This window comes from Maritimibacter alexandrii (assembly GCF_005871115.1).
In the GTDB taxonomy this organism is placed as follows: Bacteria; Pseudomonadota; Alphaproteobacteria; order Rhodobacterales; family Rhodobacteraceae; genus Maritimibacter; species Maritimibacter alkaliphilus.
In genome coordinates this window covers 278,672-304,701 of sequence record NZ_SWKQ01000014.1, presented here as the reverse complement: position 1 = coordinate 304,701, position 26,030 = coordinate 278,672, and the positions used below count along the sequence as shown (strand labels likewise).

At 63.9% G+C, this 26,030-nt stretch carries 30 protein-coding genes; 18 read left to right on the top strand and 12 right to left on the bottom strand.

What is annotated here, in order from left to right; all coding sequences use genetic code 11:
- Positions 1-57: 57 nt before the first annotated feature.
- Positions 58-1,431 carry an MATE family efflux transporter gene (locus FCT00_RS18195; RefSeq protein ID WP_138424138.1) on the top strand — a complete coding sequence of 458 codons (1,374 nt, stop codon included), beginning with the start codon at positions 58-60 and terminating at the stop codon, positions 1,429-1,431.
- 116 nt (positions 1,432-1,547) lie between these two features.
- Here FCT00_RS18195 and FCT00_RS18190 read toward each other — a convergent pair whose 3' ends face one another.
- Together FCT00_RS18190 and FCT00_RS18185 are read right to left on the bottom strand one after the other, a co-directional pair.
- Positions 1,548-1,952, bottom strand: a complete 405-nt coding sequence (locus FCT00_RS18190; protein WP_008329676.1) for a hypothetical protein — start codon at positions 1,950-1,952, stop codon at positions 1,548-1,550.
- 88 nt (positions 1,953-2,040) lie between these two features.
- Positions 2,041-3,243: a pyridoxal phosphate-dependent aminotransferase gene (locus FCT00_RS18185; protein WP_138424137.1), complete on the bottom strand. Its 1,203-nt coding sequence runs from the start codon at positions 3,241-3,243 to the stop codon at positions 2,041-2,043.
- A gap of 79 nt (positions 3,244-3,322) precedes the next feature.
- Between FCT00_RS18185 and FCT00_RS18180 the strand changes: the two genes are divergently transcribed.
- From FCT00_RS18180 to FCT00_RS18170, 3 genes are all read left to right on the top strand, one after another.
- Positions 3,323-3,712 carry a helix-turn-helix domain-containing protein gene (locus FCT00_RS18180; protein WP_138424136.1) on the top strand — a complete coding sequence of 130 codons (390 nt, stop codon included), beginning with the start codon at positions 3,323-3,325 and terminating at the stop codon, positions 3,710-3,712.
- Positions 3,709-3,969: an FAD assembly factor SdhE gene (locus FCT00_RS18175; RefSeq protein WP_008329670.1), complete on the top strand. Its 261-nt coding sequence runs from the start codon at positions 3,709-3,711 to the stop codon at positions 3,967-3,969. Before FCT00_RS18180 ends, FCT00_RS18175 begins: the two co-directional genes overlap by 4 nt.
- 87 nt (positions 3,970-4,056) lie before the next feature.
- Entirely contained in the window at positions 4,057-4,554 is a 498-nt protein-coding gene (locus tag FCT00_RS18170) for a MarR family winged helix-turn-helix transcriptional regulator (protein ID WP_138424135.1), read from the top strand.
- 208 nt (positions 4,555-4,762) lie between these two features.
- On the opposite strand, the gene FCT00_RS18165 is transcribed toward FCT00_RS18170, so the two are convergent.
- Together FCT00_RS18165 and FCT00_RS18160 are read right to left on the bottom strand one after the other, a co-directional pair.
- Positions 4,763-5,545 carry a DUF1194 domain-containing protein gene (locus tag FCT00_RS18165; protein ID WP_138424134.1) on the bottom strand — a complete coding sequence of 261 codons (783 nt, stop codon included), beginning with the start codon at positions 5,543-5,545 and terminating at the stop codon, positions 4,763-4,765.
- Positions 5,484-6,830 carry a tetratricopeptide repeat protein gene (locus tag FCT00_RS18160; RefSeq protein ID WP_138424133.1) on the bottom strand — a complete coding sequence of 449 codons (1,347 nt, stop codon included), beginning with the start codon at positions 6,828-6,830 and terminating at the stop codon, positions 5,484-5,486. The genes FCT00_RS18165 and FCT00_RS18160 overlap by 62 nt, the downstream gene beginning before the upstream one ends.
- 243 nt (positions 6,831-7,073) lie before the next feature.
- Here FCT00_RS18160 and FCT00_RS18155 point away from each other — a divergent pair, with 243 nt between their 5' ends.
- From FCT00_RS18155 to FCT00_RS18140, 4 genes are all read left to right on the top strand, one after another.
- A complete protein-coding gene (locus tag FCT00_RS18155) occupies positions 7,074-7,892 on the top strand; it encodes a thymidylate synthase (RefSeq protein ID WP_008329663.1) in 819 nt (272 codons plus the stop codon).
- Positions 7,892-8,371: a dihydrofolate reductase gene (locus tag FCT00_RS18150; protein ID WP_138424132.1), complete on the top strand. Its 480-nt coding sequence runs from the start codon at positions 7,892-7,894 to the stop codon at positions 8,369-8,371. The genes FCT00_RS18155 and FCT00_RS18150 overlap by 1 nt, the downstream gene beginning before the upstream one ends.
- Before the next feature lie 85 nt (positions 8,372-8,456).
- The gene (locus tag FCT00_RS18145; protein ID WP_171043039.1) at positions 8,457-8,870 is read left to right on the top strand and encodes a hypothetical protein; all 414 of its coding nucleotides are present in this window, start codon (positions 8,457-8,459) and stop codon (positions 8,868-8,870) included.
- 65 nt (positions 8,871-8,935) lie between these two features.
- Complete coding sequence (locus tag FCT00_RS18140) at positions 8,936-9,334, top strand: DUF2177 family protein (RefSeq protein WP_171043038.1); 399 nt, start codon at positions 8,936-8,938, stop codon at positions 9,332-9,334.
- Between the two features lie 65 nt (positions 9,335-9,399).
- Here the strand turns inward: FCT00_RS18140 and FCT00_RS18135 are convergent, their stop codons facing one another.
- Complete coding sequence (locus FCT00_RS18135; RefSeq protein ID WP_008329657.1) at positions 9,400-9,606, bottom strand: cold-shock protein; 207 nt, start codon at positions 9,604-9,606, stop codon at positions 9,400-9,402.
- A gap of 167 nt (positions 9,607-9,773) precedes the next feature.
- On the opposite strand from FCT00_RS18135, the gene FCT00_RS18130 reads away from it, so the two are divergent.
- Entirely contained in the window at positions 9,774-10,097 is a 324-nt protein-coding gene (locus FCT00_RS18130; RefSeq protein WP_138424129.1) for an arsenate reductase family protein, read from the top strand.
- Here FCT00_RS18130 and FCT00_RS18125 read toward each other — a convergent pair.
- The 5 genes from FCT00_RS18125 to thrS all read right to left on the bottom strand — a co-directional run bounded on the left by FCT00_RS18125 (position 10,070) and on the right by thrS (position 14,811).
- Positions 10,070-10,615 (bottom strand): DoxX family protein, encoded by a 546-nt coding sequence (locus FCT00_RS18125; protein WP_138424128.1) that lies wholly within the window; start codon positions 10,613-10,615, stop codon positions 10,070-10,072. The two genes, FCT00_RS18130 and FCT00_RS18125, sit on opposite strands and share 28 nt — an antisense overlap.
- Complete coding sequence (locus tag FCT00_RS18120; RefSeq protein ID WP_138424127.1) at positions 10,612-11,328, bottom strand: HvfC/BufC N-terminal domain-containing protein; 717 nt, start codon at positions 11,326-11,328, stop codon at positions 10,612-10,614. The genes FCT00_RS18125 and FCT00_RS18120 overlap by 4 nt, the downstream gene beginning before the upstream one ends.
- Before the next feature lie 102 nt (positions 11,329-11,430).
- On the bottom strand, positions 11,431-12,282 hold the full coding sequence (gene bufB / locus FCT00_RS18115; protein WP_138424126.1) for an MNIO family bufferin maturase: 852 nt from the start codon (positions 12,280-12,282) through the stop codon (positions 11,431-11,433).
- A 68-nt stretch (positions 12,283-12,350) separates the two neighbouring features.
- A complete protein-coding gene (locus FCT00_RS18110; RefSeq protein WP_138424125.1) occupies positions 12,351-12,665 on the bottom strand; it encodes a BufA1 family periplasmic bufferin-type metallophore in 315 nt (104 codons plus the stop codon).
- 196 nt (positions 12,666-12,861) lie between these two features.
- Entirely contained in the window at positions 12,862-14,811 is a 1,950-nt protein-coding gene (gene thrS, locus FCT00_RS18105; protein WP_138424124.1) for a threonine--tRNA ligase, read from the bottom strand.
- A gap of 140 nt (positions 14,812-14,951) precedes the next feature.
- Here thrS and FCT00_RS18100 point away from each other — a divergent pair, with 140 nt between their 5' ends.
- The 3 genes from FCT00_RS18100 (at position 14,952) to FCT00_RS18090 (ending at position 17,726) form a co-directional block, all read left to right on the top strand.
- A complete protein-coding gene (locus tag FCT00_RS18100; RefSeq protein ID WP_138424123.1) occupies positions 14,952-16,208 on the top strand; it encodes an MFS transporter in 1,257 nt (418 codons plus the stop codon).
- Between the two features lie 67 nt (positions 16,209-16,275).
- Complete coding sequence (locus FCT00_RS18095) at positions 16,276-17,019, top strand: alpha/beta fold hydrolase (RefSeq protein ID WP_138424122.1); 744 nt, start codon at positions 16,276-16,278, stop codon at positions 17,017-17,019.
- A complete protein-coding gene (locus FCT00_RS18090) occupies positions 17,016-17,726 on the top strand; it encodes an alpha/beta fold hydrolase (protein WP_008329639.1) in 711 nt (236 codons plus the stop codon). The genes FCT00_RS18095 and FCT00_RS18090 overlap by 4 nt, the downstream gene beginning before the upstream one ends.
- A 61-nt stretch (positions 17,727-17,787) precedes the next feature.
- Here the strand turns inward: FCT00_RS18090 and phaZ are convergent, their stop codons facing one another.
- Complete coding sequence (gene phaZ / locus FCT00_RS18085; RefSeq protein WP_008329638.1) at positions 17,788-19,083, bottom strand: polyhydroxyalkanoate depolymerase; 1,296 nt, start codon at positions 19,081-19,083, stop codon at positions 17,788-17,790.
- Positions 19,084-19,192: 109 nt separating this feature from the next.
- Between phaZ and FCT00_RS18080 the strand changes: the two genes are divergently transcribed.
- The 6 genes from FCT00_RS18080 to FCT00_RS18055 all read left to right on the top strand — a co-directional run bounded on the left by FCT00_RS18080 (position 19,193) and on the right by FCT00_RS18055 (position 24,547).
- Positions 19,193-20,989 carry a PHA/PHB synthase family protein gene (locus FCT00_RS18080; RefSeq protein ID WP_138424121.1) on the top strand — a complete coding sequence of 599 codons (1,797 nt, stop codon included), beginning with the start codon at positions 19,193-19,195 and terminating at the stop codon, positions 20,987-20,989.
- A gap of 145 nt (positions 20,990-21,134) precedes the next feature.
- The gene (locus tag FCT00_RS18075) at positions 21,135-21,578 is read left to right on the top strand and encodes a phasin family protein (protein WP_008329636.1); all 444 of its coding nucleotides are present in this window, start codon (positions 21,135-21,137) and stop codon (positions 21,576-21,578) included.
- Between the two features lie 202 nt (positions 21,579-21,780).
- On the top strand, positions 21,781-22,341 hold the full coding sequence (gene phaR / locus FCT00_RS18070) for a polyhydroxyalkanoate synthesis repressor PhaR (protein ID WP_008329635.1): 561 nt from the start codon (positions 21,781-21,783) through the stop codon (positions 22,339-22,341).
- Positions 22,342-22,383: 42 nt separating this feature from the next.
- On the top strand, positions 22,384-23,343 hold the full coding sequence (locus FCT00_RS18065; RefSeq protein WP_138424120.1) for a LysR family transcriptional regulator: 960 nt from the start codon (positions 22,384-22,386) through the stop codon (positions 23,341-23,343).
- The gene (locus FCT00_RS18060; protein ID WP_008329633.1) at positions 23,340-23,876 is read left to right on the top strand and encodes a dihydrofolate reductase family protein; all 537 of its coding nucleotides are present in this window, start codon (positions 23,340-23,342) and stop codon (positions 23,874-23,876) included. The genes FCT00_RS18065 and FCT00_RS18060 overlap by 4 nt, the downstream gene beginning before the upstream one ends.
- A gap of 251 nt (positions 23,877-24,127) precedes the next feature.
- Positions 24,128-24,547, top strand: a complete 420-nt coding sequence (locus FCT00_RS18055; protein WP_138424119.1) for a PACE efflux transporter — start codon at positions 24,128-24,130, stop codon at positions 24,545-24,547.
- A 56-nt stretch (positions 24,548-24,603) separates the two neighbouring features.
- On the opposite strand, the gene FCT00_RS18050 is transcribed toward FCT00_RS18055, so the two are convergent.
- Complete coding sequence (locus tag FCT00_RS18050) at positions 24,604-25,827, bottom strand: DegT/DnrJ/EryC1/StrS family aminotransferase (protein WP_008329631.1); 1,224 nt, start codon at positions 25,825-25,827, stop codon at positions 24,604-24,606.
- Positions 25,828-26,030 lie beyond the last annotated feature (203 nt).

Below are 26,030 nucleotides of genomic sequence, written 5' to 3'. Positions count from 1 at the left end.
TCGACCATCCGATCAAATCCCTTCCCCCCGCGCCGCCTTCATGGCAAAGCGGGGCCGATGCAACCCCTCGCCACATACCGGACCCATGCCAAGGCGCACCTGACGCTCGGCCTGCCGCTCATCGGCAGTCAACTGGCGCAGGTGGCGGTGCAGACCACCGACACGCTGATGATCGGCTGGTACGATGTGCGTGCGCTGGCCGCGCTCGTGCTGGGCACCTCGACCTACCTGATCCTGTTCATCTTCATCTCCGGGTTCGCCTGGGCCGTGACCCCGTTGGTCGCCGCTGCCGCCGAACATGACGACGAGGTGCGCATCCGCCGGGTAACGCGCATGGGGCTGTGGGTATCGCTCGGCACCGGGGCGCTTTGCCTGCCGGTGTTCATCTGGTCGAAACCCATCCTGATCGCACTGGGCCAAGACCCCGAGATCAGCCAGATGGCCCAGACCTATCTGCGCATCGCGGGCTTCGGCATCCTGCCCGGCCTCATGGTCATGGTGCTCAAGGGCTATCTCTCCGCGCTCGAAAAAACCCGCGTGCAGTTCTGGGTCACCGTCGGCGCGGCCCTAGCCAACGTGGTGGTCAACTACCTTCTGATCTTCGGGCGCTTCGGCTTCCCGGAACTGGGCATTCAGGGCGCCGCCATCGCCTCGCTCGTCGTGAACCTCGTCTCGGCGATCTGGCTCGCGCTTTATGCCATCCGGGTCTTTCCCGGCCACAACCTGTTCCAGCGTCTCTGGCGCCCGGATGTCGAGGCCTTGCGCGAGGTCTTCGCGATGGGCTGGCAGATCGGCCTGACGACCGTGGCCGAAGTGGGGCTGTTCAACTTTTCGTCCTACGTCATGGGCTGGATCGGGACGATCCAACTCGCCGCCCACGGGATCGCGCTCCAGATCGCCACCATCGCTTTCATGGTGCAACTCGGCCTGTCCAACGCCGCCACCGTGCGCGCGGGCCGCGCTTTTGGCCGCCGGGACGGGCGTGCGCTTATCGACGGGGCGGTGGCGGTCTGGCTCTTGGGCTTTTTCTTCGCCTGTGTCGCGCTCGTCGTCTTCCTTGTGATCCCCGAGGCCCTGATGGGCCTCTTCGTCGACCCGGACGACCCGCTCCGGGGCGAGATCCTCGCCATCGGATCGACCCTCCTCGCCATGGCCGCGCTGTTTCAGTTCGTCGATTCCGCACAGGTGCTTGGCATTTCGATCCTGCGCGGGATGCAGGACACGCGCCGCCCGATGGTGGCCGCCGCCGTCAGCTACTGGCTGATCGGTGCGCCCACGACCTATATCTTCGGGATCGTTTTGGGGTGGGAGGGCGTCGGCGTCTGGCTCGGCCTCGTCACCGGTCTCGCCTGCGCCGCAATCTATCTCCAAGCGCGGTTTTGGGCCCTCGCGCGCCACGTCCCGGCGGACGAAAACCCTTCAAAGGCATAGACTTAAACGCTATTCCTAAAGCGTCTTGCGCTTCTCTGGTCCGAAAATACCTCCGGGAGGTCTGGAGGGGTGGAACCCCTCCAGCGGGTCGTGCCGGGCACCAGCCCGGCGCGAAATCAGTCTTCCCGCATCAATCGCTCGGCCTTTTTGCGCACCAGGAGCGTGCGCAGGTCGTGCATGGCCATGAGAAGCGAATCCGTCACCATCTCCAGATGATGATCCTCGGCCCGCGTCTGCACCCAATGCGCGGTGTGGTTCAGCGTGTCCACGGCGCGCAGGATGTCGTCGACCTCGCGCGCCGACAATAGCTCCTGCCGTTCGGCAAGCCAGTCGGAGATCGCGGCCATGTCCTGATTGGACAGGGTGCGGTCGCCATGGGCTTTGATGTCGCCGTTCTTGGTGTTGACCACTGCGATCTGGTCCATCTCGATCCGGCGATGCCGGTTCTGGGTGTCCACCTTGAACACGAAGGCGCCGTTTTCACGGACGCGAAAATAGTATTCGGGAAGTTCGCTCGACATTTTTACTTGTTACTCCTGCGCGAGGCATTTGTAACGGGTTGGTTCAGAACCGACCAGCGCAACGGTGCCCTGCCGCAACGTCAATGTCTCAGGACAGCGCGGCGCAGAACGACTGTATGCGCTCGCAGGCCGTGGTGAGTTGTTCGTCCGACGTGGCATAGCTCACCCGGAAGTTGGGCGAGACACCGAAGGCCGCGCCGAAAACGACGGCCACGCCGGTCGCCTCGAGCAACTCCTTGCAGAAGGTTTCGTCATCCTCGATCACCGTGCCGCCGGGTGTGGTCTTGCCGATGCAGCCCGCGATGGACGGATAGACGTAGAACGCCCCCTCGGGTGTCGGGCAATCGATCCCCTCCGCCGCGTTCAGCATACTGACCACCAGATCGCGACGGCGCTGAAAGACCTTGGCGTTCTCAGCGAGGAAATCCTGCGGGCCGTTCAGCGCCTCGACCGCCGCCCACTGGCTGACGGTGCAGGGGTTCGAGGTGGACTGCGACTGGATCTTGCGCATCGCGTCGATCAGGAATTTCGGCCCGGCGCCATAGCCGATGCGCCAGCCGGTCATGGCATAGGCCTTGGACACGCCGTTCACGGTGAGCGTGCGCTCGTAAAGCCCCGGTTCGATCTGGGCGGGCGAGAAGAACTCGAAATCGTCGAAGACGAGGTGTTCGTACATGTCGTCCGACATCACCCAGACATGGGGATGGCGCATCAGCACGTCGGTCAGCGCCTTCAACTCGTCGCGGGTATAGCCCGCGCCGGTCGGATTGGACGGCGAGTTGAAGATCAGCCACTTGGTCTTGGGCGTTATCGCGGCGTCGAGCTGCGCGGGCGTCATCTTGAAGCCCGTGTCGATCCCGCATTCCACCGTCACCGGCTCACCGCCCGCAAGCAGCACCATGTCGGGATAGCTCACCCAATAGGGGGCCGGGATCACCACCTCGTCGCCGGGATTCAGCGTTGCCATCAGGGCGTTGTAGAGGATCTGCTTGCCGCCGGTGCCCACGCTGATCTGGTTCGGCTGATAGGTCAGACCGTTCTCGCGCGCGAACTTGGCGCAGATCGCCTGTTTCAGCTCCGGCATCCCGTCGGGGGCTGTGTATTTCGTCTTGCCCGCATCCATCGCCGCCTTGGCTGCGTTCTTGATGTTCTCCGGCGTGTCGAAATCCGGCTCGCCCGCGCCCAGACCGATGACATCACGCCCCGCGGCCTTCAATTCCTGCGCCAGAGTTGTTACTGCAATGGTCGGCGAGGGTTTCACGCGGTCAAGCGTCGCGGAGAGGAGTGTCATGGTCGCATCCGGGTCAGAGACTGGGTTGCGTTCGTCCTACGCTCGCCCCGACATGCGATCAAGCGCGAAGGGAGGCGTCATGGACGACGACTGGTATTCCGAGGACAACGCGACATTCGGCGACCGGCTGGCCGGGGCCCGCGAGGCCGCGGGTCTGACCCAGAAGGAACTGGCCAAGAAGCTCGGTATCAAGACCAAGACCCTTGCGTCATGGGAAAACGACGTGTCGGAACCGCGGGCGAACCGGCTTCAGATGGTGTCCGGGCTGCTCAGTGTTTCGCTGGGCTGGCTGCTGACGGGCGAGGGCGAGGGCGTCGACCCGCCGGGCGCGGAGACCGAAATGTCGCGGGACGCGCGCGCGCTTTTGCTTGAACTGCGCGAGGTTCAGGCGGATATCACGGACGCGACGAAACGCATGGCGCGGCTGGAAAAGGGTCTGCGCAAGCTGATGGAGGATGCGGGCGCGTGAACGAGACGGCGGAGAACCGGTTGAAGCGGATGAACATGCGCTCGTGGCGGCGCGGGACCAAGGAGATGGACATGATCCTCGGCCCCTATTCCGACGACCGGCTCGCCACGATGGACGCCGCCGACCTCGACCTCTACGACGCGCTTCTGCTCGAGAACGATCAGGACCTTTACCAGTGGGTGTCGGGGCAGGTGCCCGCGCCCGAACGGTTCGCGGGCCTGATCGCGACGATCGCGGACCACGCGGCCGCCAAATAGGCGCTTTCGGAATTCGGCCGATCTTTAACCGAATATTCTGATCTTTCTCGCAAAACTCCGTCGGACTGGAATTCGACGGAGACGGGCATGAGCATTCACAGCCAGATCGAGACCGGGGTGGGCACCGGGTTCATGACGCAGTACCTTGACGTGCTGTCACTGGTGGAGCGGCTGCATCGTCTGCTGCTCGACGTCATCAAGGACGAGTTCGAGCGGCTGGGCATGTTGGAAATCAACGCGGTGCAGGCGCTGCTCCTGTTCAACATCGGCGACAACGAGGTGACGGCGGGCGAGTTGAAATCGCGCGGCTATTATCAGGGCTCGAACGTGTCCTACAACCTCAAGAAGCTGGTGGATATGGGATACATGCACCACCAGAGGTCCGAGATCGACCGCCGGTCCGTCCGCGTCAAGCTGACCGGGAAGGGCTGCGAAATCCGCGACGTGGTGGCCGACCTGTTCAAGCGTCATGCCAAGGGGCTGGAGGATCGCGCGGTCCTGTCGCTCGACGGGATCGAAGAGATCAACAGTTCGCTCAAACGTGTCGAACGCTATTGGACCGACCAGATCCGCTATATCTACTGACCGCCGCCAAGCGGTGCGCCTGCGGCGCGCAGGGGTTGCGCCGACCCGCCTTCGGCAGGTCGCCGCGGTGGGCGCGGGTGGCGGGTTCGGGCGTAAGGTCCGGGTGCGGCGCGTGTGTTTGTCGGGCAGGGGGCCAGCCCCCTTGGTCTCATTTGCAGGCAAATGAGACCCACCCCCGAGGTTTCCGGAAACAGAGAAGAGGGATGGGTCAGCCCTTGTCCGGCGCATGGTCGGGGGCAAGCCCGCCCACCGCCAGCGCGTCGATCTCGCGCAGGAGTTTGCGGGTCATGGCGCGGGTGTAGTCCTCGAACCCTTCGGCGGGTTCGACGAAGGCGCCGGGCCCCCGGATCACGAGGTTCTCGAAATAGCTCATGAGGTCTTCGTCCCCCGGCCCGGCGCCCATCGAGTCGATGGTGTTGATGACGAGCGCGTTGACCGTCACGCCTTCGAGTTGCGCGAGATCGCCAAGATCCTGCGGGCGCGGGCCTGTGTTCGACTTGCCATCGCCCGACACGTCGATCGTGCCTTTCCAGCACGAAGGGCCGTTCTTCAGCGCCGTCGCGGCCACCGCGATCGCGGTGCCGAGCGCGGTCGAAGGCGGTGAGGGGCTGCGCCCGGTGCCGCGAAGCGTGCCGGCGATGGCGTTCAGGGTCGGGGCATCGGTCACGAGGGTCCAGTCGACGAGGGTATTCTGGAACTGCGGCCCGCTCCATTCGAAGATGTGGAGCGCGATGGGCGCCGCACCGGGGGCGAGGATCGCGCGCGACACGACCGGGTCGAGCAGCGCCTGCGCGAGCCCGTCCATCTGAAGCCGGTATTCCGCGCTGTCGACCGAGCCGGACACGTCGAGAGCGAGGACGAGCGCCTGACGGCACGCGCCCTCCTGCGCGAGCGCGGGGGCGCTCAGGCCAAGCGCGAGGGCGAGCGCCCTAGAAACGCGACTGGAAGCTGAGCCCGCCCGTGAACGATGTTTGAGAGTAGAGCGGGACATTCGACCAGGACCGTTTCGCTTCCATCGTCACGACGGGCGAAAAGCCCATGTAGGAGAAATTCCGGAATTCCGCCGATACATGGCCGCTCAGAATACGGTCCTGCCGCCCCGTCGTGGAAAACGGCGAGAAGTTATACGACTTGTAGCCGTAATTGCCGCCCACCTCCAGATAGGCGCCGAGGATCGGGCGCGAAAAGCGATAGTCGATCCCCGCGCTGGGCAGGGTGTAGACCTGCGAAGCCCCGGCGGACCAAGAACGGGTGTAGTTCACGCGCCCGATCACCGTGTCGCCCCAGGCGAGTTTGTGGGCATAGGCCGCGCCGATGGTGGCGACCGTTTCGGGCACCAGCCCGCCCTGCACCAGCAGGCTGCGGTCGGCGCGCGCCGAGAAGGTCATGGCATCGCGCCCGTCGAACAGCGGAAAGGTCACGGCGGTTCCGGCGCCGAAGAAATCGGACAGTTTCGCGCCGCCGTACCAGTTGCGGCCCGCGCGCCCCGAGAATTCCAGTCGGATGCCATTGCCGACGATCTGCTGATGCGTCGCCGTCAGCGCGAGCGAATAGAAATCGTAGTCATGGCCGCTCACCGTCGGGGCCGCGGCGGCCGAGGCGCGGTCGAGCCAGTTCATCCGCCCGGCGGCTTCGATGCCGACCGTCGTCTGAGATCGCTCGGTCTGAAAAATCCGGTAGTCGAGCTTGGCCTGCGCCTCGGCGGTATATCCTGACAAGGCCCGCGCGGTCGGCGACAGCACGAAGGGGAGGCCGAAAATCTCCATCGTCGTCTCGGACGAGCCGTTGTTGATGTTCGAATTCGGCGCGACACCGCCGGAAAAGGTGAACCGCCACGGGTTGCGCGCGCGCACGTTGCGATAGGCCGCGACGGCCCGCTGCAACTGCTCGTCATTGGCGGCGTAATTGCCCGCCTGACGCAGCCAGAATTGCGACAGGGGATAGTTGCCGTCGAGCGCGTGCAATTCCGCGATCCGCATGCCCGAGGCGTAGCGTGCCGCCGGGATGTCGGAGGCCGTGAAGGCGGCCGTAGCGGCCTCGCGCGCCGAACGCGACTGGCCCATGGCGAAGTGGATTTCGGATTTCAGAAGCAGGGCGTCGATGTCGCGCGGATTGGCGGCGATCAGGCTGTCGGTCAGGGCCAGCGCGCGCGTGCCGTCACCGGATTTGAGCGCCTCGACGGCGGCGGGCAGCACCTCGTCCCGGCCTTGCGCCTGCGCGGTTGCCCCGAGCGCCAGACAGATCGCCAGCGCCGACATGATTCTCTTGCCCCACATGGGAGCGTTTCTAAAGAACGTGGGTCGTCGCGCCACCCCCCTCTTTCGGGGGCCTCGGCGACCGTTGCCTGCCTGCATGACCCAAACCAATCCCGCAATTCCTGCCTGCGCGAAACGGTAGGGTGCAGGGGGGCGCGCTGTCAACGGACTGTCGGCTGGTAGTGGTTGCCTGAGCGCCAAGCCCAACATATGGTGTGGACCTGCGCCCGGCCCACCGGGCGCACCGGACAAGCGGAGGCAGCGATGCGGCAGTATCTGGATGCGTTGAAGACGGTGCTCGATCAGGGCGTGCCCTCGACCGACCGGACGGGGACGGGCACGACATCGTATTTCGGGATGCAGTGCCGTTATCCGCTGGCCGAGGGGTTCCCGCTGGTCACGACCAAGAAGCTGCATCTGCGTTCGATCGTGCATGAGCTGCTCTGGTTCCTCTCGGGCGATACGAACATCGGCTACCTCAAGGAAAACGGTGTCTCGATCTGGGACGAATGGGCGGATGAAAACGGCGACCTCGGGCCGGTCTATGGCCACCAGTGGCGCCACTTCCCGAAGATCGACAGGGGGGCGGACGGCGCGCCGGTGATCGGCGAGGTCGACCAGATCGCGGACCTTGTCGAACAGATCCGCAGGTCGCCAGACAGCCGCCGCCTGATCGTCTCGGCCTGGAACCCCGGTGACGTGCCCGATATGGCGCTGCCGCCGTGCCATACGCTTTGGCAGGTCAGGATCATCGGCGGCAAGCTGCATCTGCAACTCTACCAGCGGTCGGCGGATATGTTTCTGGGCGTGCCGTTCAACATCGCCTCCTACGCGCTTTTGCAGGTGATGCTGGCCCATGTGACGGGGTACGAGCCGGGCGATTTCGTTCATTCCATCGGCGACGCGCATATCTATTCCAACCACATGGATCAGGTGCACGAGCAACTGTCGCGCACCCCGCGCCCCCTGCCGCAGATCGAAATCAAGCGCCACGTCGGGTCGATCTTCGACTTCAAATACGACGATTTCGCCTTTCCGGGATACGATCCGGCCCCTGCGATCAAGGCGCCGGTGGCGGTCTGATGCTGACGCTGGTCGTTGCGCGCGCGAAGGGTGGGGCCATCGGGCGAGACGGAGATATTCCGTGGCACGCGCCCGAAGACCTGAAGATGTTCCAGCGTGAAACCCTTGGCGGGGCGTTGGTCATGGGGCGCAGAACCTGGGAAAGCCTGCCGGTCAAGCCCCTGAAAAACCGCCTGAATATCGTGGTGTCACGCGACACGACCCTGACCGATCACGTCGTCGGCTCGGTCGAGGAGGCGATTGGGCTGGCCCGCTCCGAAGGCTATACGCGGATTTACGGGATCGGCGGGGCGGGGATCTATCGGGCGCTTCTTCCGCTGGCCGACCGGATCATGGTCACCGAAGTCGACCGTGACGTGCCGGATGCCGACGCCTTTTTTCCGGATTTCGACGAAGCCGAGTGGTATCCGCTGCGCGAGGCGCGGCTGCGCGATGCAGACCCTGCCTGCGTTTTACGCGATCTGGTGCGGCGGCGCTGACGGGCGTTGCACAACTGCCATTGTGATCGGTTTGGTGAGAATGCTGCCTATTGCGGCGTTGCGCTGTTCTGGTCCAGCCCGTTAAATGAGACCCATGGGACATACTATATCTAGGGGCGCGGTCGCCATGGCGGTCGTGATGAGCATCTCGATACCGCATATGGCCTCGGCCAAGGGGTCGTGGACCTGTGGGTATGAGGATATCGCCGGGATCGAACAGGCGGAGGCGGTGCGCGAAGCTACACTGTCGCAGAAGTTCTACGTGACCGATGATGGGCGTGTCGAAGTGGTCGAGATCGTGGTCGAAGAACGGAACACACCCTTCTGGGTCGCCATCGTCGAGGGCATCCGGGACAAGCTGGGACTTGGCGCGGACGAACGGGTGGCCAAGGCGCTTGCCGCGCGCAGCGACGCGCCGCGGCCGAAGCTTAACACCGAGCTGCACAACTGGTCGCTGTCGCCCCTGAAACGGGTTCGGCTCGACCAGCCGGAGTGCTGAGCTTTTTTTCATCCGGACGAACCGGCATCGCGTAACCGCTCAAGACAACGAACTTGAGGTATCCGATGCAGCCCGTCCTTCTCTATATCATCACCGCCGTCATCTTCCTCGGCATCGATGCGGTGATGCTGAACAAGGTGATGAAGCCCTTGTTCGAAAACCACCTCGGCGACTGGCTGCAAATGCCGATCCGGGTCGCGCCCGCCGCGGTCTTTTACCTGTTCTACGTGGCCGGTCTGGTCTGGCTGGTGTCGTGGCCCGCCTTGAAGAACGGGACGCCCACTTCCGCGCTCATCAGCGGCGGGATCATCGGCGCGATGGCCTATGGCACCTATGAATTCACCAACTACGCGACGCTCAAGCTCTGGGCGCCGCAGATGGTGGCGACGGATGTGATTTGGGGCACGGTTCTGACCGGCTTTTCGGCCTGGATCGGCGTCGTGATCGTGCGCGCGATCACCTGAACCGGCCGCGCGGAACGAAAAAACCCCGCGCTACGGCGCGGGGTTTCGCAATGGGTCGAGGGCGCTCAGAGCGCCTTGAGGTCGCCCGCGCTTTCCCGGCCGTCACGGCCCGGAATCATCTCATAGGACACTTTCTGATTGTCGGCGAGGCCGGTCATCCCGGCGCGCTCGACAGCCGAAATGTGCACGAACACATCCTTGCCGCCATCATCGGGCGCGATGAACCCGTACCCTTTTGTCGCGTTGAACCATTTCACGGTGCCGGTGGCCATCCGTTCTCTCCTTCGATCGATCCGCCCACGGTATTGCGGCGGGGTGGTGCAGCCATAGTCTTCAGCTGCTCTTCGAGGGAGCAATCTTCTGGAAGTACTTGTCTCACGCGGTCAGAGTGAAACAAAACGGAAAAAACTCAAGAGAAGATTTTGTAAAGGGGGCTTGGATGCGCGTCTACGGCATCAAGAGCTGCGACACGGTGCGCAAGGCGATGAAAGAGCTGGAAGCAGGGGGGCATGAGCCGGTCTTGCAGGACATCCGCGATGACCCATTGCAACCGTCTGATCTGAAAGGGTTTCTGGAGGCCTTCGGTGAGGCGCTCGTCAACAAACGCTCGACCACATGGCGCGGGCTGGACGAGGCGGAACGGGCGGGCGATCCGGCCAAGCTGATCGCCGCCCATCCCACGCTGATGAAACGCCCCGTCGTCGTCGATGGCGAGACACGCACGCTTGGCTGGGATCAGGCGGCGAGGGCCGTCTGGCTCTGACCGCGCCAGCGGGAGAGCAGCCGGTCGAGCGACAGGGGGCCGGGTCCGGTGAAGATCAGGGTGGCGAACAGCGTGATCCAAAGGAGCCGTTGGTCGAGGATCAGGCTGTCGGGCACCCGGTCGAAGAGGGCGCCCAGCGTTTCGGGCTGTGACAGGGCGCCATGGCCGAAAAGGTCGGTCAGCGTCTGAACCGCGACGAACCCGATCATGCCGAGAGCCGCGAGGCGCGTCATCAGTCCGACGATCAGAAGCGCGGGCAGAACGAACTCTGCCGCTGTGCCCGCCGCGACCACAAGCGTGTGAAAGGCGGAAAGCTGCGAGGCGTCGTAATTCACCGCCTCCATCGCCTTGGGAAAGATCTGGGCATAGCCATTGATCGAAATCGAGCCGCCGTCGATCTTGGTCAGGGCCGAGGCCCAGTAATACCCGGCAAGTGTGGCGGCGAAGGTCAGGCGGGCGAGCGTGCCGATCACCGGGCCTGTGGCGGCATCGAGCCTGCGGATTGCGGTCTGGATCATTGGGGCACCTCTAGGTTGACGATGGCTTTGCGCGCGATCAGGCGCGATAGCGCATTCGCGAGATCGAGGCCGGGGGCGGCCTCGGCGGCCGCGCCGAGCGATGTGGTTGCGAGCGCGCCGATGAACCGGGCCTCGGGCGCGGGGATCGGTTCCGGCAACGGGTCCCAGTCCGCTCGGGTGACGAGCACGGATTGCGCGCCCGAGGTCGGCTTGGGCGCGGTCGGGTCCATGTTGGCACGCCAGATCGCGTGGATCGGATAGGGCGACGACAGCACCGCGACGGCGGGGGCGAGCGTGATATGGGCGCGTTCGATCCCCGGCTGGTTTAACGTCTGCGCATCCACGGCGCGCGCATCGCCCGCGTGATAGGCACGGCGCAGGGCCAGTTCCAGCCGCGCGGTATCGGCGAGATAGGGCAGGCTGGCGGCCGGCGGAAAGGTTTCGAGGAAGGCGGGGAAGTCTGCGCCATAGGTGAAAAGGACCGGAGAGGTCGGGGGATGCGCGCGGACATAGGCACCGGCGAGCGGCGCGAAAAACGCCTCGCCCACGAGACGCCGGATCACCGGGAACCCGTCGCGCATGGCCTGCACGAGCGAGGACATCACGTTGTTGCGGTAGACATCGAAGCGGTTTCCGACGGGCGAACGATGCGGGCCGGACAGGCCGTCCGGCACGTCGTCCGCGGTGAGAAGGGCGGTGGGCCAAGGTGTCATGCCGGGGTCCTTGCCTTTGCGATTAGAATACTAGGATCCTAGAAAACTAGTATCGTGAATGTTTCGGATAACGTAATTATGTCAGCACCTTACACGCCACGCTTAACGTCTGGCGCACCCAAGGACGTTGGCCGCGCGCGCGGCTTCAGCCTCGAGAACCTCCCACTCAGGCACGTCGGTGTCCCATTCGATCAGCGTGGGTTTCGGCCCCATCCGCGCAACCGTTTCGCGGTAAAGCTCCCACACCGGATCGACCACTTCCGAGCCATGCGCGTCGATCAACAACGGCGCGCCGGATGCGTCCTCGTCCGCGTCATGGCCGCCCAGATGCACCTCGCCCACCGCGTTCAGCGGGAAATCGGCAAGGTAGGCGCGGGGATCGGTCTGCTGGTTCGTGCAGGCGACGAAGACGTTGTTGATGTCGAGCAGCAGGCCGCACCCGGTCCGGCGCACCAGTTCCGACAGGAAATCCGTCTCGGACATCGTCGAGGCGTCGAAGGCGAGGTAGGTCGAGGGGTTTTCCAACAGCATCCGCCGCCCCAGCGCCTCTTGCACCTCGTGAATATGCCGCTCGACACGGGCCAGTGTGCGGGCCGTATAGGGCAGCGGGAGAAGATCGTTGAAATAGGTCCCGCCGTGCGACGACCACGCCAGATGTTCCGAGAAGCTCGCAGGATCGAGCCAGCCGATCAGGTGTTTCAGACGTGCAAGATGGTCGCGGTCGAGCGGGTCTGCCCCGCCGATCGACAGCCCGACCCCATGCACCGAAATCGGAAACCGTTCCGCCAGTGCGCGCAGTTGGGCCAGTGGCCGCCCGCCATCGCCCATATAGTTTTCCGCGTGGATTTCCAGCCACTTGACCGCGCCGCTGTCACCGATCACCTCGGCGTAATGCTGCGGTTTGAACCCGACACCGGGTCCGGCTGGCAGTTTGTGTCCCGTCATGTCGAGCATCGTCTCCTCCCGACCGTTCGTTGGAAAACACGCGGGCGGCGAGAGCCGTGCCGCCCGCGCGTCGTCGATCAGCCGTCCATCGGCAGGTCGCGGTCGAGCGGCTCGAGCGAGCCCATGCGCTCCATCATGTCCTCGGTCATGGACGCTTCGATGGTCATCTCTTCGCAGGTCCCGGCGGGCACCAGCGACCAGGCGTTGCCCTGCCAGTCCACCTTGGACGTGCCGGCGCAGGTGGTGCCGGGGCCGGCCGCGCAGCCGTTCTCGCCGGCTTTGGCGACGCCGTAGCATTTCTCCATGTCCTGTGCGTGCGCGGGCAGGGTGAGCGAGGCGAGCGCGGTTGCGACGGCGCCGGCCACGGCGGTTTTGGAAAGTTTGATGGTCAAGGGTCTGTCCTCCAGTTTGCATTCGGTTCCGCGTTCTTGCGGTGACCAATTGCTAGCCCTGAAGCCGCGTAACAGACCATTCACGGGCCCGTGCCGCGCGGCGCTGTGACGGAGTGAAACAAACGCTTTCGTGAGTTGGATGTGAAACGGGCGGCCCGATGGACCGCCCGTTCGCAAAGATATCAATGACTTACTGTCAGGCCAGATCGGGCGGGGTCGCCTCAGCCGAGAGTTCCTGTACCACTTCGTCCAGTGCCACGACCCGCGTCTGCTTCTCGCCGAGGCGGCGGAGTGTAACAGTCCGGTCCTCGACCTCTTTCATCCCGATGGCCAGAATGACCGGCACCTTGCCCACGGAATGCTCACGCACCTTGTAGTTGATCTTTTCGTTGCGCGTGTCGGCCTCGGCGCGCACGCCCTTGGCCCGCAGCGCGTCGACCACCTCACGCACGTAATCATCCGCATCCGACACGATCGACGCGACGACCACCTGACGCGGTGCGATCCAGAACGGCAGCTTGCCAGCGTGTTCTTCGATCAGGATGCCGATGAACCGCTCGAACGAGCCCAGCGTGGCGCGGTGGAGCATGACGGGCCGATGCTTGGCCCCGTCTTCGCCGATGTAGTTCGCGTCAAGCCGCTCCGGCAGGACGAAATCCACCTGCAACGTGCCGCATTGCCAGTCGCGCCCGATGGCGTCGGTCAGCACGAATTCCAGCTTGGGGCCGTAGAACGCCCCTTCGCCGGGGTTCAGCTCCACGTCGTTCGTCACCTTGTGGGTGGCGTCCAGCAGAGCCTTTTCCGCCTTGTCCCAGATCTCGTCCGACCCGGCCCGCGTGTCGGGGCGGTCCGAGAACTTGATCTTATACGTCGGGAAGCCGAGGTCTTTGTAGATGGCAGCAAGGAACGAAATGAACCGCTCGGTTTCCGCTTCGATCTGGTCCTCGGTGCAGAAGATATGCGCGTCGTCCTGCGTGAAGCCGCGCACGCGCATGATCCCGTGCAGCGCCCCCGAAGGCTCATAGCGGTTGCACGAGCCGAATTCGGCCATACGCAGCGGCAGATCGCGATAGGATTTCAGGCCCACATTAAAAATCTGGACATGGCAGGGGCAGTTCATGGGTTTGAGCGCGTTGATCGCCTTTTCCCGCGCATGTTCTTCGTCCACTTCGACGATGAACATGTTCTCCTGATACTTCTCCCAGTGCCCCGAGGCTTCCCACAGCTTGCGGTCGACGACCTGCGGCGTGTTCACCTCGACATAGCCGCCGCGTTGCTGCTGGCGGCGCATGTAGTCCTGAAGCACGGTGTAGATCGTCCAGCCGTTCGGGTGCCAGAACACCTGACCCGGCGCCTCTTCCTGCATGTGAAAGAGGTCCATCTCGCGCCCCAAGCGGCGGTGATCGCGCTTCTCGGCTTCTTCGAGGAAGGTAAGGTGCTTCTTCAGGTCGTCGCGGTTTTTGAACGCCACACCGTAGATGCGCTGGAGCATCGGGCGGGTCGAGTCGCCGCGCCAATAGGCCCCGGCGACCTTCATCAGTTTGAAGGCATCCGCAGGCACCTGACCCGTGTTCTGCAAGTGCGGCCCCCGGCACAGATCCTGCCAGTCGCCGTGCCAGTACATGCGGATCGGCTGCCCGTCGTCCGGGATCGCGTTGACCAGCTCGACCTTGTAGGGCTCGCCGGTCTTCTCATAGTGCGCGATGGCATCGGCGCGCGACCAGACCTCGGTGCGCACCTCGTCGCGGGCGTTGATGATTTCCTTCATCTTCGCCTCGATCGCGCCCAGATCCTCGGGCGTGAACGGCTCGTCGCGGTCGAAATCGTAATACCAGCCGTGCTCGATCACCGGGCCGATGGTCACCTTGGTGTCCGGCCACAGCGCCTGCACCGCACGCGCCATGATGTGCGCCGCGTCGTGACGGATAAGCTCCAGCGCCTGCGCGTCGTCCTTCATCGTGTGGATCGCGATCTCGCTGTCTTCGGTGATCGGCCACTGAAGGTCGTAATGCGCGCCGTTCACGGTCGCCGAGATCGCTTTTTTCGCCAGCGAGTTCGAGATGTCGGCGGCAATCGCGGCGGGAGTGATCCCCGCGTCGTAGACTCGCGTATTGCCATCAGGAAATGTAAGGGAAATGTGGCTCATGGCCTTTCTCCTCGTCGGTTTGGCGCCCACGGAACGCCCGGTTGCGGGTTATGTCGTGAAGGCGGTTTGACGCGCGGGGCAGGGCAAGTCAAGCCAGTGATCCGTCCGATAGCGAAGCGAGAGTAGCCAGGGGCGCGAAAATGACGAACGAAACCATCGGTGAAGCCGCCTTCGAAACGCTGGCGGGCACGCCCGAGACTCCGGCCGAGGCGCGCAACGGCATCCGCCACGTGGTGTCGCTGTCGCTGACCAAGCTGGCAGATGGTCTCATCAACCCCAAGCTGGTGCTGTCCTACCTGTTGAACGCGCTCGGCGCGCCCGCCGCGCTTGTCGCGGCACTCGTTCCGATCCGGGAAGCGGGCGCGCTTTTGCCACAGGTTTTCCTCGCGCATCGGCTGGAGCGGATGAAGATGCGGCGCTGGATGTGGGTCGCTGGCAGCGTGGGGCAGGGGATCGCGGCGGCCCTGATCGCGCTTTCCGCCCTGACGCTCGAAGGGGCGGCGGCGGGCTGGGCCTTTGTCGGCGGGATCACGATGCTGGCGCTTTCGCGGGCGGCGGCGTCGGTCAGCTACAAGGACATTCTGGGCAAGACGGTGGGCAAACGCCGCCGCGGCTCGGTGACGGGCTTCGCGGGTTCGGTCGCTTCGGCGGGGGTGTTCGTCTTTGCGCTGTTGCTCGTCTCCGGCTGGCTCGAAGGGACCGTGGCGCTGGCCGCAGCGGTCGGGGTGGCGGCGCTTCTCTGGGTCGCGGCCGCCGCGCTCTTTTCGACGCTGGAAGAGGAGCCGTCCGAGACCGGGCAGGGGGGCGCGGCCCTGCGCCCGTGGAAACTCCTGCGTGAAGACGCCACGTTCGCCCGCTTCGTGGCGGCGCGGGGGTTCCTGACGGCCACCGCGCTTGCCCCGCCATACCTCGTGATCCTATCGGGCGACGGCGAAGGCGGATTGGGCACCCTGGGCGCGCTCGTCATCGCGTCCGCCGCCGCTTCGTTCCTGTCGTCTTATGCCTGGGGGCGGTTCGCGGACCATTCCTCGCGTCAGGTGCTGATCGTGGCCGGCGTCGTGGGTGCCCTTGCCATGGCCGCCGCCATCGGTGCGTCGCTCACCGGGCTTGCGGCGACCGTCTGGGCCATGCCTGCCGTGCTCTTCGTTTTGATGATCGCCCATCACGGCGTGCGTCAGGGGCGCTCGACCTACCTCGTCGACATCGCGACGGACGAGAACCGCGCCGCCTATGCCGCAACGGCAAATACGCTGATCGGCGGTCTCCTGCTGATCTCCGGCGCGATCGGCGGAGCCCTGTCTTTTCTGGGCCCGATGGCCGCTCTGGGCGGTTTCGCGGTCATGGCGCTGATCGGGTCCGGGGTGGCGCTTGGGCTGAAGGAAGCCGAGGGCGCCTAACCCCCTTTCAAACCCCGTCGCGGTATTGCAGGATCGCGCAAAAGGCAGGGACAAAGGGGCAAATCGCGTGAGCGAGCCAAGCTATCACGAAATCGCCGACGGGCGGCAGATCGCGTATCACAAGACGGAAGGAAAAGGGCCGGGGGTCATCTTTCTGGGCGGGTTCAAATCCGACATGGAAGGCACCAAGGCCATCGCGCTGGAAGACTGGGCCAAGGCGCAGGGGCGTGCCTTTCTGCGCTTCGACTACTCGGGCCATGGCCAGTCGTCGGGCGAGTTCACCGACGGCTGCATCGGCGACTGGGCGGCGGATGCACGTTCGGTGATCGAGGCCGTGACCGAAGGCCCGCAGGTCTTCGTCGGCTCGTCCATGGGCGGCTGGATCGCCGCGATCCTGAGCCGCGAGATCCGCGAACGCTTCGCGGGGTTCGTCGGCATAGCGGCGGCACCGGACTTCACCGAAGACAGCATGTGGCGCGACTTCTCGGATTTCGAGCGCGCCAAGCTGAACCGTGACGGTCTGGTGCTTCTGCCGTCCGAGTACGGCGACCCGTATCCGATCACCAAGAAACTCATCACCGACGGGCGCGATCAGCTTGTCCTGCGCCGTCCGCTGCCGATGAAGTTCCCCGTGCGGCTGCTTCAGGGCACCGCGGATGCGGATGTCGAGCGCGACGTGGCCCTGAACCTGCTCGACCATATCGAGGGCGACGACGTGCGCCTGACCTTCGTCAAAGGGGCCGATCATCGGTTTTCCGACCCCGCCTGCCTCGCCTTGGTCAAGCGCATGGTGGAAGAGGTGCTCGCATGAAGGACGCGGTCCTTCTGGTGCCCGGCATGATGTGCGATTCACGGGTATTCGGGCCGCAGATCGAAGCCCTCTCACGCGATCACGCGGTCACCGTCGCGAACGTGTCCAAGGCGCATTCGATCCGCGAAATGGCCGCCGACGTGCTGTTTCAGGCCCCGCCGCGCTTTGCACTGTGCGGGTTGTCGATGGGCGGTATCGTCGCGATGGAGATCCTGCGCCGCGTGCCGGAGCGCGTCACGCGCCTGTGCCTGATCTCGACCACGCCGCTGACCGAGACGCCGGAACAGGCGGTCTGGCGCGAGCCGCAGATCGTCAAGGCGCAGGCGGGGAAGCTCGAGGACGCGATGAACGAGGCGCTGTCGCCCGACAATTTCGCGCCCGGTCCGAACAAGGCCAAGACGGTCGAACTCGTTCACGACATGGCCCGCAAGCTGGGCCCGGACACCTTCGTGCGCCAGTCGCGCGCGTTGCAGCGGCGGCCCGACGGTCAGAAAACGCTGCGCACCTTGCGGGCGCCGTCGTTGGTCCTGTGCGGCGAGCACGACAAGATCACACCGCCCAAACGGCACACGTTCATGGCGGAACTGATCCCCTATGCCGAGCTTGCCATCATCGACGACGCGGGTCACCTGCCCACGCTGGAGACGCCCGAGAAAACCAACATGGCGCTGGAAGCCTGGCTCGACCTGCCGATGACGCTGCGCTGATCCGGCCAAAGAAAAAGCGGCGCCGAAGCGCCGCTTTTCGTCAATATTGATCGGAGAAGGGTCAGACCGCCTTCAGCGCCGGCTTGGTTTTCGCGGCCTTTTTCTTGCTGGCCTGAGCGGCGTGTTCGCCCGCGTGCTGATCCATGAAATTTAGCACGAAGGGACGGATGTTGTTGCGCCACGACTTGCCCGCGAAGATGCCGTAGTGACCCGCGCCGTCTTCGAGGTGATGGTTCTTCTTCTCGTCGGGAAGGCCCGTGCACAGGTCCAGCGCGGCAAGGCACTGGCCCGGGGCCGAGATGTCGTCCTTGGACCCTTCCACGGTCATCACGGCCACGTCGGTGATCTTGCCGATATCGACCTTGCGCCCGGCGACCACGAATTCGTTCTTCGCGATCTCGCGCTCCTTGAAGATGCGCTCGACGGTGGTGAGGTAGAATTCGGCGGTCATGTCCATGACGGCGAGGTATTCGTCGTAGAACTTGTTGTGCTTGTCATGGTCGCCCGCTTCGCCGCGCGCCACGGCCATGATCTGATCGGAAAACGCCTTGGCGTGCTTCTCCGCGTTCATGGTCATGAAGGAGGTGAGTTGCAGCAGACCCGGATAGACCGACCGGCCGACGCCAGCGTATTTGAATCCGACGCGCTGGATTGCTGTCTTTTCCAGATAGCCCATCGTCACACGGTCTCCGAAGTCGGTCACGTCCGTCGCCGCCGCGTCCGGGTCGATCGGGCCGCCGATCAGGGTCAGCGTCTGCGGCTGCGCCTCGGGGTCGATGTCGGCGAGATAGGCGGTCGCGGCCAGCACGAGCGGGGCAGGCTGGCACACGGCGACCACGTTGGTGTCGGGGCCGAGCTCTTTCATGAAATCGACAACATACAGGGTGTAGTCTTCGATATCGAACTTGCCCTTGGACACCGGGATGTCGCGCGCATTATGCCAGTCGGTGATATAAACCTCGGCATCCGGGAGGAGCGAGGCGACGGTCGAACGCAGAAGCGTGGCGTAGTGGCCCGACATCGGCGCGACGATCAGGATCTTGCGTTCCTTGGTCTTGCGCCCGGCGACCTCGAAATGGATCAGGTCGCCGAAGGGACGTTCGATCACCTTCTTCACGTTCACCACATGGTCGCGGCCATCGGCGCCGACCACGGTGTAGATGCCCCAGTCCGGTTTCGCGACCATCCGCGCAAAGCTGCGTTCGGTCACCTCACCCCAGGCCGAGAGCATCTTGAACATCGGATTGGGCGCGAGAGCGAACATCGGGTATTCCCCGATCGCCTGGGCGGTGGCCCCGAGCCATTGGTTCGTGTTCCGAACCGTTTCCATCAAATCGTACGTGGCAAGGTAACGCATGGTAACCCTTTCGGTTGCCCCAGCAGCCCTTCCTCAGTTAGGTTCGACAACCGGAGGACACACAGCATGATGCTGCATGTGCGAAATAACATAAGGCGGAATATTTCGCATGACAACGAATGAAGTCAACCCGAACGAAAGTAGCGAGAAACTGAAAGAGAACCTCGAACGGATCGAGGAGCTTACAGAGCGTTTCGCCGCTGCGGTTGCGAAGAAGCAGGCGATTCGTCCTTCGCTTCAGGGGCCGGGGCAGGACTATTACACCAAGTCGTTGGGTGCCTACTGGACCGAGATGATGAAGCACCCCGGCAAGGTGCTTGAAGATCAGGTGGAATACTGGGGCAAGACGCTGAAACACGCGGTCGATGCACAGAAGGCCCTGATCGCGAACGAGGGCGTGCCGGAAGACCCGACACCCAAAGACCCGCGCTTCCGCAATCCGCTGTGGGACACGCACCCCTATTTCAACTATCTCAAGCAGCAGTATCTCATCACCTCCGAGGCGATGAAGGATGCGGTCGAGGGGCTCGAAGGGCTCGACCCGCAGGACCGCAAGCGCGTGACCTATTTCACGCAGCAGATGGTCGACATGATGTCGCCGACCAATTTCCTGGCCACCAACCCCGACGCGCTGGAAAAGGCCATCGAGACCGAGGGGCAGTCGCTGATCGACGGGCTCGAGAACATGATCCGCGATCTCGAACGCAACGATGGCGAGCTTGTGGTGACGCTGTCGGACCCCGATGCCTTCAAGGTGGGCGAGAACCTTGGCACCGCCGAGGGGCAGGTGATCTATCGCAACCGCATGATCGAGCTGATCCAGTACAAGGCGAAGACCGACAAGGTCTATGAGCGTCCGCTCATCATCTTCCCGCCCTGGATCAACAAGTTCTACATCCTCGACCTCAAGCCCGAGAACAGCCTGATCCGCTGGATCGTCGAACAGGGCTTCACGCTTTACGTCGTGTCCTGGGTGAACCCGGATACGAGCTATGCCGACGTCGGGATGGAGGATTACGTCGAAGACGGCTACTTCGCCGCGATCGACGAGGTGCGCGCGATCACCGGGCAGGACAAGGTGAATGTCGTCGGCTACTGCATCGCCGGCACGACGCTCGCCATCACGCTGTCGCTGATGAAGAAGCGCAAGGAAGACAAGATCAACTCCGCCACCTTCTTTACCGCGCTCACCGATTTCTCGGATCAGGGCGAGGTGGGCGTGTTCCTCGACAACGATTTCGTGGACGGGATCGAAGAGGAGGTGACGGACAAGGGCGTGCTGCCGTCGCTTTATATGTCGCGCACCTTCAGCTACCTGCGCTCGAACGACCTGATCTATGGCCCGGCGATCAAATCCTACATGATGGGCAACGCGCCGCCCGCTTTCGATCTGCTCTACTGGAACGGCGACTCGACCAACCTGCCGGGCCGGATGGCGGTCGAATACCTGCGCGGGCTGTGTCAGGACGACAAGTTCGCGGGGGAGGGGAAGGGGTTCCCGATCCTCGGCACGCGCACCCGGATCGAAGATGTCGAGGTGCCGCTGTGCGCCATCGCCTGCGAGACCGATCACATCGCCGCTTGGAAAAGCTCCTACCGGGGGATGCGCAAGATGGGGTCCGATGACAAGACCTTCATCCTGACGGAATCCGGGCATATCGCGGGCATCGTGAACCCGCCGTCGAAAAAGAAATACGGCCACTACACGAACGAGGACTGGCCGGAAAACCCCGAAGACTGGCAGGCCGGTGCGGACAAGCACGAAGGCAGCTGGTGGGGCCGGTGGGGCAAATGGCTCGCCAAGCGGTCCGGCAAGAAGATTCCGGCGCGCGAGATCGGTGATTCCGGGCATCCTGCCCTAGCGGAAGCTCCGGGAACATACGTCATCGGCTGTCCAAAGGTCTGATTTCCCAAGGTTTTGAATTTCCGGCAGAGATTTTTTGCTGCACCGCAGAAAAAGGGTTGATTTTCTGCGGTGCAGCATGCATATTCTTTGCACACGCAGAAATTCACCCCCGGGCGGTTCCGGGGAAGACCTTAGGAGATACGACATGGCTAAAGCCACCACCGACTACACCAAGATGTTCAGCGACATGATGGGCTCGTTCCCGATGGACATGTCGGCCTACGAAGGCGCGATGAAGTCGTCCGCCGCTCTGACCGAGAAAATGGCGAAGCTCACCCTCGACGCCGCCGACAAGTCGACCGAAATCTCGACCGCCTGGACGAAATCGACCCTCGCCAAGATGGGCGACCTGTCGACCGCCAAAGCGGACCCGGCCGACTACACCAAAGCCATGACCGACTTCGCTTCGGCTCAGGCTGAATCGGCTGCCGAGCACATGTCGGCCTTCGCCGAAGTCGCGAAGAAAGTTCAGATGGACACCGTCGAGCTGATGCTCGCCGCCGGCAAGGACATGGGCGAAGAAGCCCAGGCCGCCGTCAAGAAGGCCACCGACGAGGTGACCAAGGCGACGAAAGCCGCCTCGAAGTAAGGAATTCTTGGTCGGCTACCTCCTCCCTGCCGACAAGATCATCCTGGCGGGCCCATGCGGCCCGCCTTTTTTGTTGGGGAATGCGAAAGTGCCGTCGCGCCCATCGCCCAAGTGAACAGTGCTTGCTTTTGGTTTCTGCACTGGCGTAGTCTTTTTTCTGCACCGCCAAAGTGCCTGAATACTGAACCGTTGGGAGGACTACGTGGCCGAAACCAAGGATCCGCTCCTCATCAAGCGTTACGCAAGCCGCCGTCTCTATAACACCGAGACGTCCGATTACGTTACGCTCGAAGATATCGCAGGCTTCATCTCGGAAGGCCGCGAAGTGCAGATTGTCGATCTGAAATCCGGCGACGACCTGACCCGACAATATCTCCTTCAAATCATTGCAGAACATGAGAGCCGGGGCGAAAGCGTCCTGCCGGTCGACGTTCTGACCGATCTCGTGCGCAGCTACACGACGCAGGCGCAGAGCATGGTGCCGCAGTTTCTTGCCGCCAGCTTCGAGATGCTCAAGGACAGCCAGTCCAAGATGATGGAGAACATGTCGGCGATCCCGAACCCGATGGCGCAGGTGCCGGGGTTCGACGCTTTGCAGGCGCAGCAGCAGGCGTTCATGAAAGCCATGATGGCGAACTGGCCCGGCGCCGCTTCCGGCCCGTCCGACGACGACGCCGCGACGGATGGCGACAGCAAGGGCGAGGAACTCGACGAGATCAAGAAACAGCTCGCCGCCCTCCAGAAGAAGCTTTCCGGCATGTAAGCAAAGGCCCGGTCCGCCGGGCGCCAACATACGGGGCCGAACGTGGTCGAAACCGCCGGACGCATCACCCTTTGGGGGGTCGAAGTCTTTGCCGCCATCGCGGATGAGCGGTCGATTTCGGCGGCGGCCCGGCGGCTGGGGGCCAGCCCGTCGAGCGTCAGCCAGCAGTTGACCAATCTGGAGACCGCGGTGGGCACGGCGCTGATCGACCGCTCGGCGCGCCCACTGATCTGCACCCCGGCAGGCGAGCTTTTCCGCCGCCGCGCCCTGACCATCATCAACGAAGCCGAACAGGCCAAGGCCGAGCTTGCGGCAGCCGACATGACACGGCTCACGCGGTTCCGGCTGGGCATGATCGAGGATTTCGACGCCGACGTGACGCCCGCGCTGCTGTCGGACCTGTCGAAAGCCTGGCCGCGCACGCAGTTCCTGCTTGAAACCGGGGCGTCGCATCGGCTGATGGACCAGCTCGAGGCGCGGGCGCTGGACGTGGTGGTGACCGCCGAGATGGGCGATCTGGCCGACGGGCACGAGATGCACCCGCTGATCGAAGAACCCTTCGTCGCCGCCGTTCCCAAGGGCAAGGTGCAGGGCGACGTGCTCGACGCGCTGCGCACGATGCCGATGGTGCAGTATTCCTCGCGTCATTTCATGGGGCGTCAGATCGCGTCGCAGCTTGCCACGCAGGATTTGCGGGTCAATCACCGCTTCGAACTCGACAGCTATCACGCGATCCTGTCGATGGTCGCCGCAGGGGCGGGCTGGACGATCCTGACCCCGCTGGGGGTGCTGCGCGCCAAGCGGTTCGTGTCGGAGGTGGACATTGTCGAACTGCCGTTCCCCTCGTTTTCCCGGCGCATCACTCTGACGGCCCGGCGCGGCGGGCTGGGCGACCTGCCGGGCGATGTCGCGACACGGCTGAAGTCGCACATGGCCGACATGATCCTGAAGCCGTTCCATGCCCGGCTGCCGTGGCTGAAAGACAGGATGAGGTTGCTGTGACCACCGGCCACGTGTTCATGGCGATGAGCCTGGACGGGTTCGTGGCACGGCCGGATCATGCGATCGACTGGCTGATGAAACAGCCGGAGGATGACGGGGACGGGGGCTTTTTCGACTTCTTCGCATCGGTCGACGGGATGGTGATGGGGTCCGGCACCTTCCGCACGGTCCTTGGCTTCGACGAATGGGTCTATGGCGACAAGCCGATCCGGGTGATGAGCCACGCCCTGACGCGCGAGGACATTCCCGAGGCGCGGCGGTCCAGCGTCGAAGTTACGCGCCAAGACCCACAGGCGCTGATGGACATGGTCGAGATCGAGGGCTGGACGCGCGCCTATATCGACGGCGGGGCGCTGGTCCACAGTTTCCTGCGCGCGGGCCTGATCGCCGACATGACGATCACCATCATTCCGATCCTTCTGGGGCAGGGCCGATCCCTGTTCGGCCCCCTCGAACGCGACATCGACCTGAAGCTCGAACATGCGGAAAAGACCAAGGCGGGTTTCCTGACCACCAGATACCGGGTGTTGTGAGGCAGCATTGGTCCCTGCGGGGACGAAAATAGGCGTGCCTCGGGCAAATGCGTCGCCTCGCAAGGCGCGGGGCTTCGTGACCACCAGCTTGGGCGTCGTGCCCCCGATGGTTGCCATCGGGCAACCCGTCACATCGCGCATATGACGACAGGTTGAACGCGGGCACCCGGACATCCATCTCTCGGTCATCAGGACGACCTTCCCATCATGGATCAACACCGGGACGACCCGGAAAGCACACGGGGTTTCCGATGCGCTCGCCTCTCGATCGTCTTCGCCATGCCGTCACATTCGAACTTCTCGCACTCGGCCTCGCCGTGCCCTTGGGCGCGGTCCTGTTTCACCTTCCCGTTCATGACATCGGTGTCGTGGGCGTGGTCAGCGCGACGCTCGCGACGCTGTGGAACCTGATCTACAACCTTCTGTTCGATCTGGTGCTGCGCTGGCGTCGTGGCACCACCGCGAAATCAATCGGACTTCGTGTGATCCATGCGGTGCTGTTCGAGGCGGGGCTGCTCGCCCTGCTGCTCCCCTTCATGGCGTGGTATCTGGGCCTCACGCTCGTCGAGGCGCTGGTCATGGATCTGGGGTTCGCGGCGTTCTATCTGGTCTACGCCTTCGCGTTCAACTGCGCCTACGACTGGCTGTTTCCGGTCCCACGACCCGCCTGACCGGCCAAGCGAAAAGGCCGCCCCAAGGGCGGCCTTTTCCAGCGTTTTCGAACCGTTTACTGCGCCGCGACCGAGGCGCTTGCGGCCTCTTTCACATCCGCCGCCGCCGCGACCAGCGCATTGGCGATGAAGTCGAGTTCCGGCTTCTTGAGGCGGACGGGAAGGCGGGTGTCACAGGCGCGCATCAGCATCTTCTTGGTGCCGGGCAGCGGACCCTGATCGCCGATGAATTCCCAGTTCCAGAAGGCGCGGGCGTTATCCGTGTGCATCCCGAAGACCTGCACCGACACGCCGCGCACCTTTGCGGCATCCATGAAGGCGCGGGTCTCGTCGTCGGTCATGTCGACGAGGTTGAACTGGATCGAATCCGGCGCGCGGGTCTCGGCGGCCAGCGGGGCGGGCACGTCGATCCACGGGCTTTCGTTCAGCTTGGCGGCCACGTAGTCGTGGTTGCGAAGGCCGTCGGTCACCCGGCGCTCGAGCTCGGGGATCTGGGGCCGGATCACCGCTGCCGAGAGGTTAGACAGCCGCGTGTTGTAAAGCGGCAGCTTGTTCTGCCAGCGCCCGAAGGCCTCTTCCAGCTCGGTCGTGTTGTCGCCGTGCGGGCCTTTGTGCTTCTTCCAGTTGTGCTCATAGGCACCGGACATGATGACCGCGCGGGCGATGATGTCGGCATCGTCGGTGATGAGGATGCCACCCTCGCCGGCATTCAGCATCTTGTAGGACTGGAACGAGAAGCAGCCGATCTTGCCGATCTTGCCGATCTTCTCGCCATGCCAGAGCGTGCCGAGGCTATGGGCCGCATCCTCGACGACCGGAATGCCCTTGGCGTCGCAAAGCGCCATGATCGCGTCCATGTCCGAGGTGTGGCCGCGCATGTGGCTGATGATGACCGCGCCCACGTCGTCGGTGAGCTTGGTCTCGAAGTCGTCCATGTTGACGCGGTAGTTGTCCATCACGTCCACGAGCACCGGAACGCAGTCGGCATGAACGACCGAGGAGGGCACGGCGGCGAAGGTGAAGGCCGGGATCAGAACCTTGGTGTCGCGCGGCAGGCCGAGCGCCTTGAGAGAAATGAACAGCGCCGCCGAGCAGGAGGCCACGGCCAGCGCATACTTGGCCCCCATCATGTCGGCGAATTCACGCTCCAACAAAGCCACCGGCGCGTCCTGAGGCGCGGTGTAGCGGAACAGGTCGCCCGATTGCAGCAGCCGGTCGATCTCGGCGCGGGCAGCTTCGGGAATGGGTTCTGCGTCGTATACGTTGGGCCCCAGGGTCATACTCGTATCCTTTTCGGGTTTTCCGAAGGTGATATTCGGGAAAAGTGTAACACCCGCATGAAACCAAGCAAAGAAAAATGACGCGCACGGCGGGTCAGGATACCCTGCCCACCGTAAGTGCTTGCTCGCTATAGAGGATTTCATTGGCACAGCACCGCCCACCGGGCCGGTGCCGGGCGGCTTTTCGCAACGGCGCGAATCGC

Bases quoted from the DNA above. Each gene is read 5' to 3' on its own strand.
- FCT00_RS18195 (WP_138424138.1), top strand. From the start codon at position 58: ATGCAACCCCTCGCCACATACCGGACCCATGCCAAGGCGCACCTGACG.
- FCT00_RS18190 (WP_008329676.1), bottom strand. From the start codon at position 1,952: ATGTCGAGCGAACTTCCCGAATACTATTTTCGCGTCCGTGAAAACGGC.
- FCT00_RS18185 (WP_138424137.1), bottom strand. From the start codon at position 3,243: ATGACACTCCTCTCCGCGACGCTTGACCGCGTGAAACCCTCGCCGACC.
- FCT00_RS18180 (WP_138424136.1), top strand. From the start codon at position 3,323: ATGGACGACGACTGGTATTCCGAGGACAACGCGACATTCGGCGACCGG.
- FCT00_RS18170 (WP_138424135.1), top strand. From the start codon at position 4,057: ATGAGCATTCACAGCCAGATCGAGACCGGGGTGGGCACCGGGTTCATG.
- FCT00_RS18165 (WP_138424134.1), bottom strand. From the start codon at position 5,545: ATGTCCCGCTCTACTCTCAAACATCGTTCACGGGCGGGCTCAGCTTCC.
- FCT00_RS18160 (WP_138424133.1), bottom strand. From the start codon at position 6,830: ATGTGGGGCAAGAGAATCATGTCGGCGCTGGCGATCTGTCTGGCGCTC.
- FCT00_RS18155 (WP_008329663.1), top strand. From the start codon at position 7,074: ATGCGGCAGTATCTGGATGCGTTGAAGACGGTGCTCGATCAGGGCGTG.
- FCT00_RS18150 (WP_138424132.1), top strand. From the start codon at position 7,892: ATGCTGACGCTGGTCGTTGCGCGCGCGAAGGGTGGGGCCATCGGGCGA.
- FCT00_RS18145 (WP_171043039.1), top strand. From the start codon at position 8,457: ATGAGACCCATGGGACATACTATATCTAGGGGCGCGGTCGCCATGGCG.
- FCT00_RS18140 (WP_171043038.1), top strand. From the start codon at position 8,936: ATGCAGCCCGTCCTTCTCTATATCATCACCGCCGTCATCTTCCTCGGC.
- FCT00_RS18135 (WP_008329657.1), bottom strand. From the start codon at position 9,606: ATGGCCACCGGCACCGTGAAATGGTTCAACGCGACAAAAGGGTACGGG.
- FCT00_RS18130 (WP_138424129.1), top strand. From the start codon at position 9,774: ATGCGCGTCTACGGCATCAAGAGCTGCGACACGGTGCGCAAGGCGATG.
- FCT00_RS18125 (WP_138424128.1), bottom strand. From the start codon at position 10,615: ATGATCCAGACCGCAATCCGCAGGCTCGATGCCGCCACAGGCCCGGTG.
- FCT00_RS18120 (WP_138424127.1), bottom strand. From the start codon at position 11,328: ATGACACCTTGGCCCACCGCCCTTCTCACCGCGGACGACGTGCCGGAC.
- bufB (WP_138424126.1), bottom strand. From the start codon at position 12,282: ATGCTCGACATGACGGGACACAAACTGCCAGCCGGACCCGGTGTCGGG.
- thrS (WP_138424124.1), bottom strand. From the start codon at position 14,811: ATGAGCCACATTTCCCTTACATTTCCTGATGGCAATACGCGAGTCTAC.
- FCT00_RS18100 (WP_138424123.1), top strand. From the start codon at position 14,952: ATGACGAACGAAACCATCGGTGAAGCCGCCTTCGAAACGCTGGCGGGC.
- FCT00_RS18090 (WP_008329639.1), top strand. From the start codon at position 17,016: ATGAAGGACGCGGTCCTTCTGGTGCCCGGCATGATGTGCGATTCACGG.
- phaZ (WP_008329638.1), bottom strand. From the start codon at position 19,083: ATGCGTTACCTTGCCACGTACGATTTGATGGAAACGGTTCGGAACACG.
- FCT00_RS18080 (WP_138424121.1), top strand. From the start codon at position 19,193: ATGACAACGAATGAAGTCAACCCGAACGAAAGTAGCGAGAAACTGAAA.
- FCT00_RS18075 (WP_008329636.1), top strand. From the start codon at position 21,135: ATGGCTAAAGCCACCACCGACTACACCAAGATGTTCAGCGACATGATG.
- FCT00_RS18055 (WP_138424119.1), top strand. From the start codon at position 24,128: ATGCGCTCGCCTCTCGATCGTCTTCGCCATGCCGTCACATTCGAACTT.
- FCT00_RS18050 (WP_008329631.1), bottom strand. From the start codon at position 25,827: ATGACCCTGGGGCCCAACGTATACGACGCAGAACCCATTCCCGAAGCT.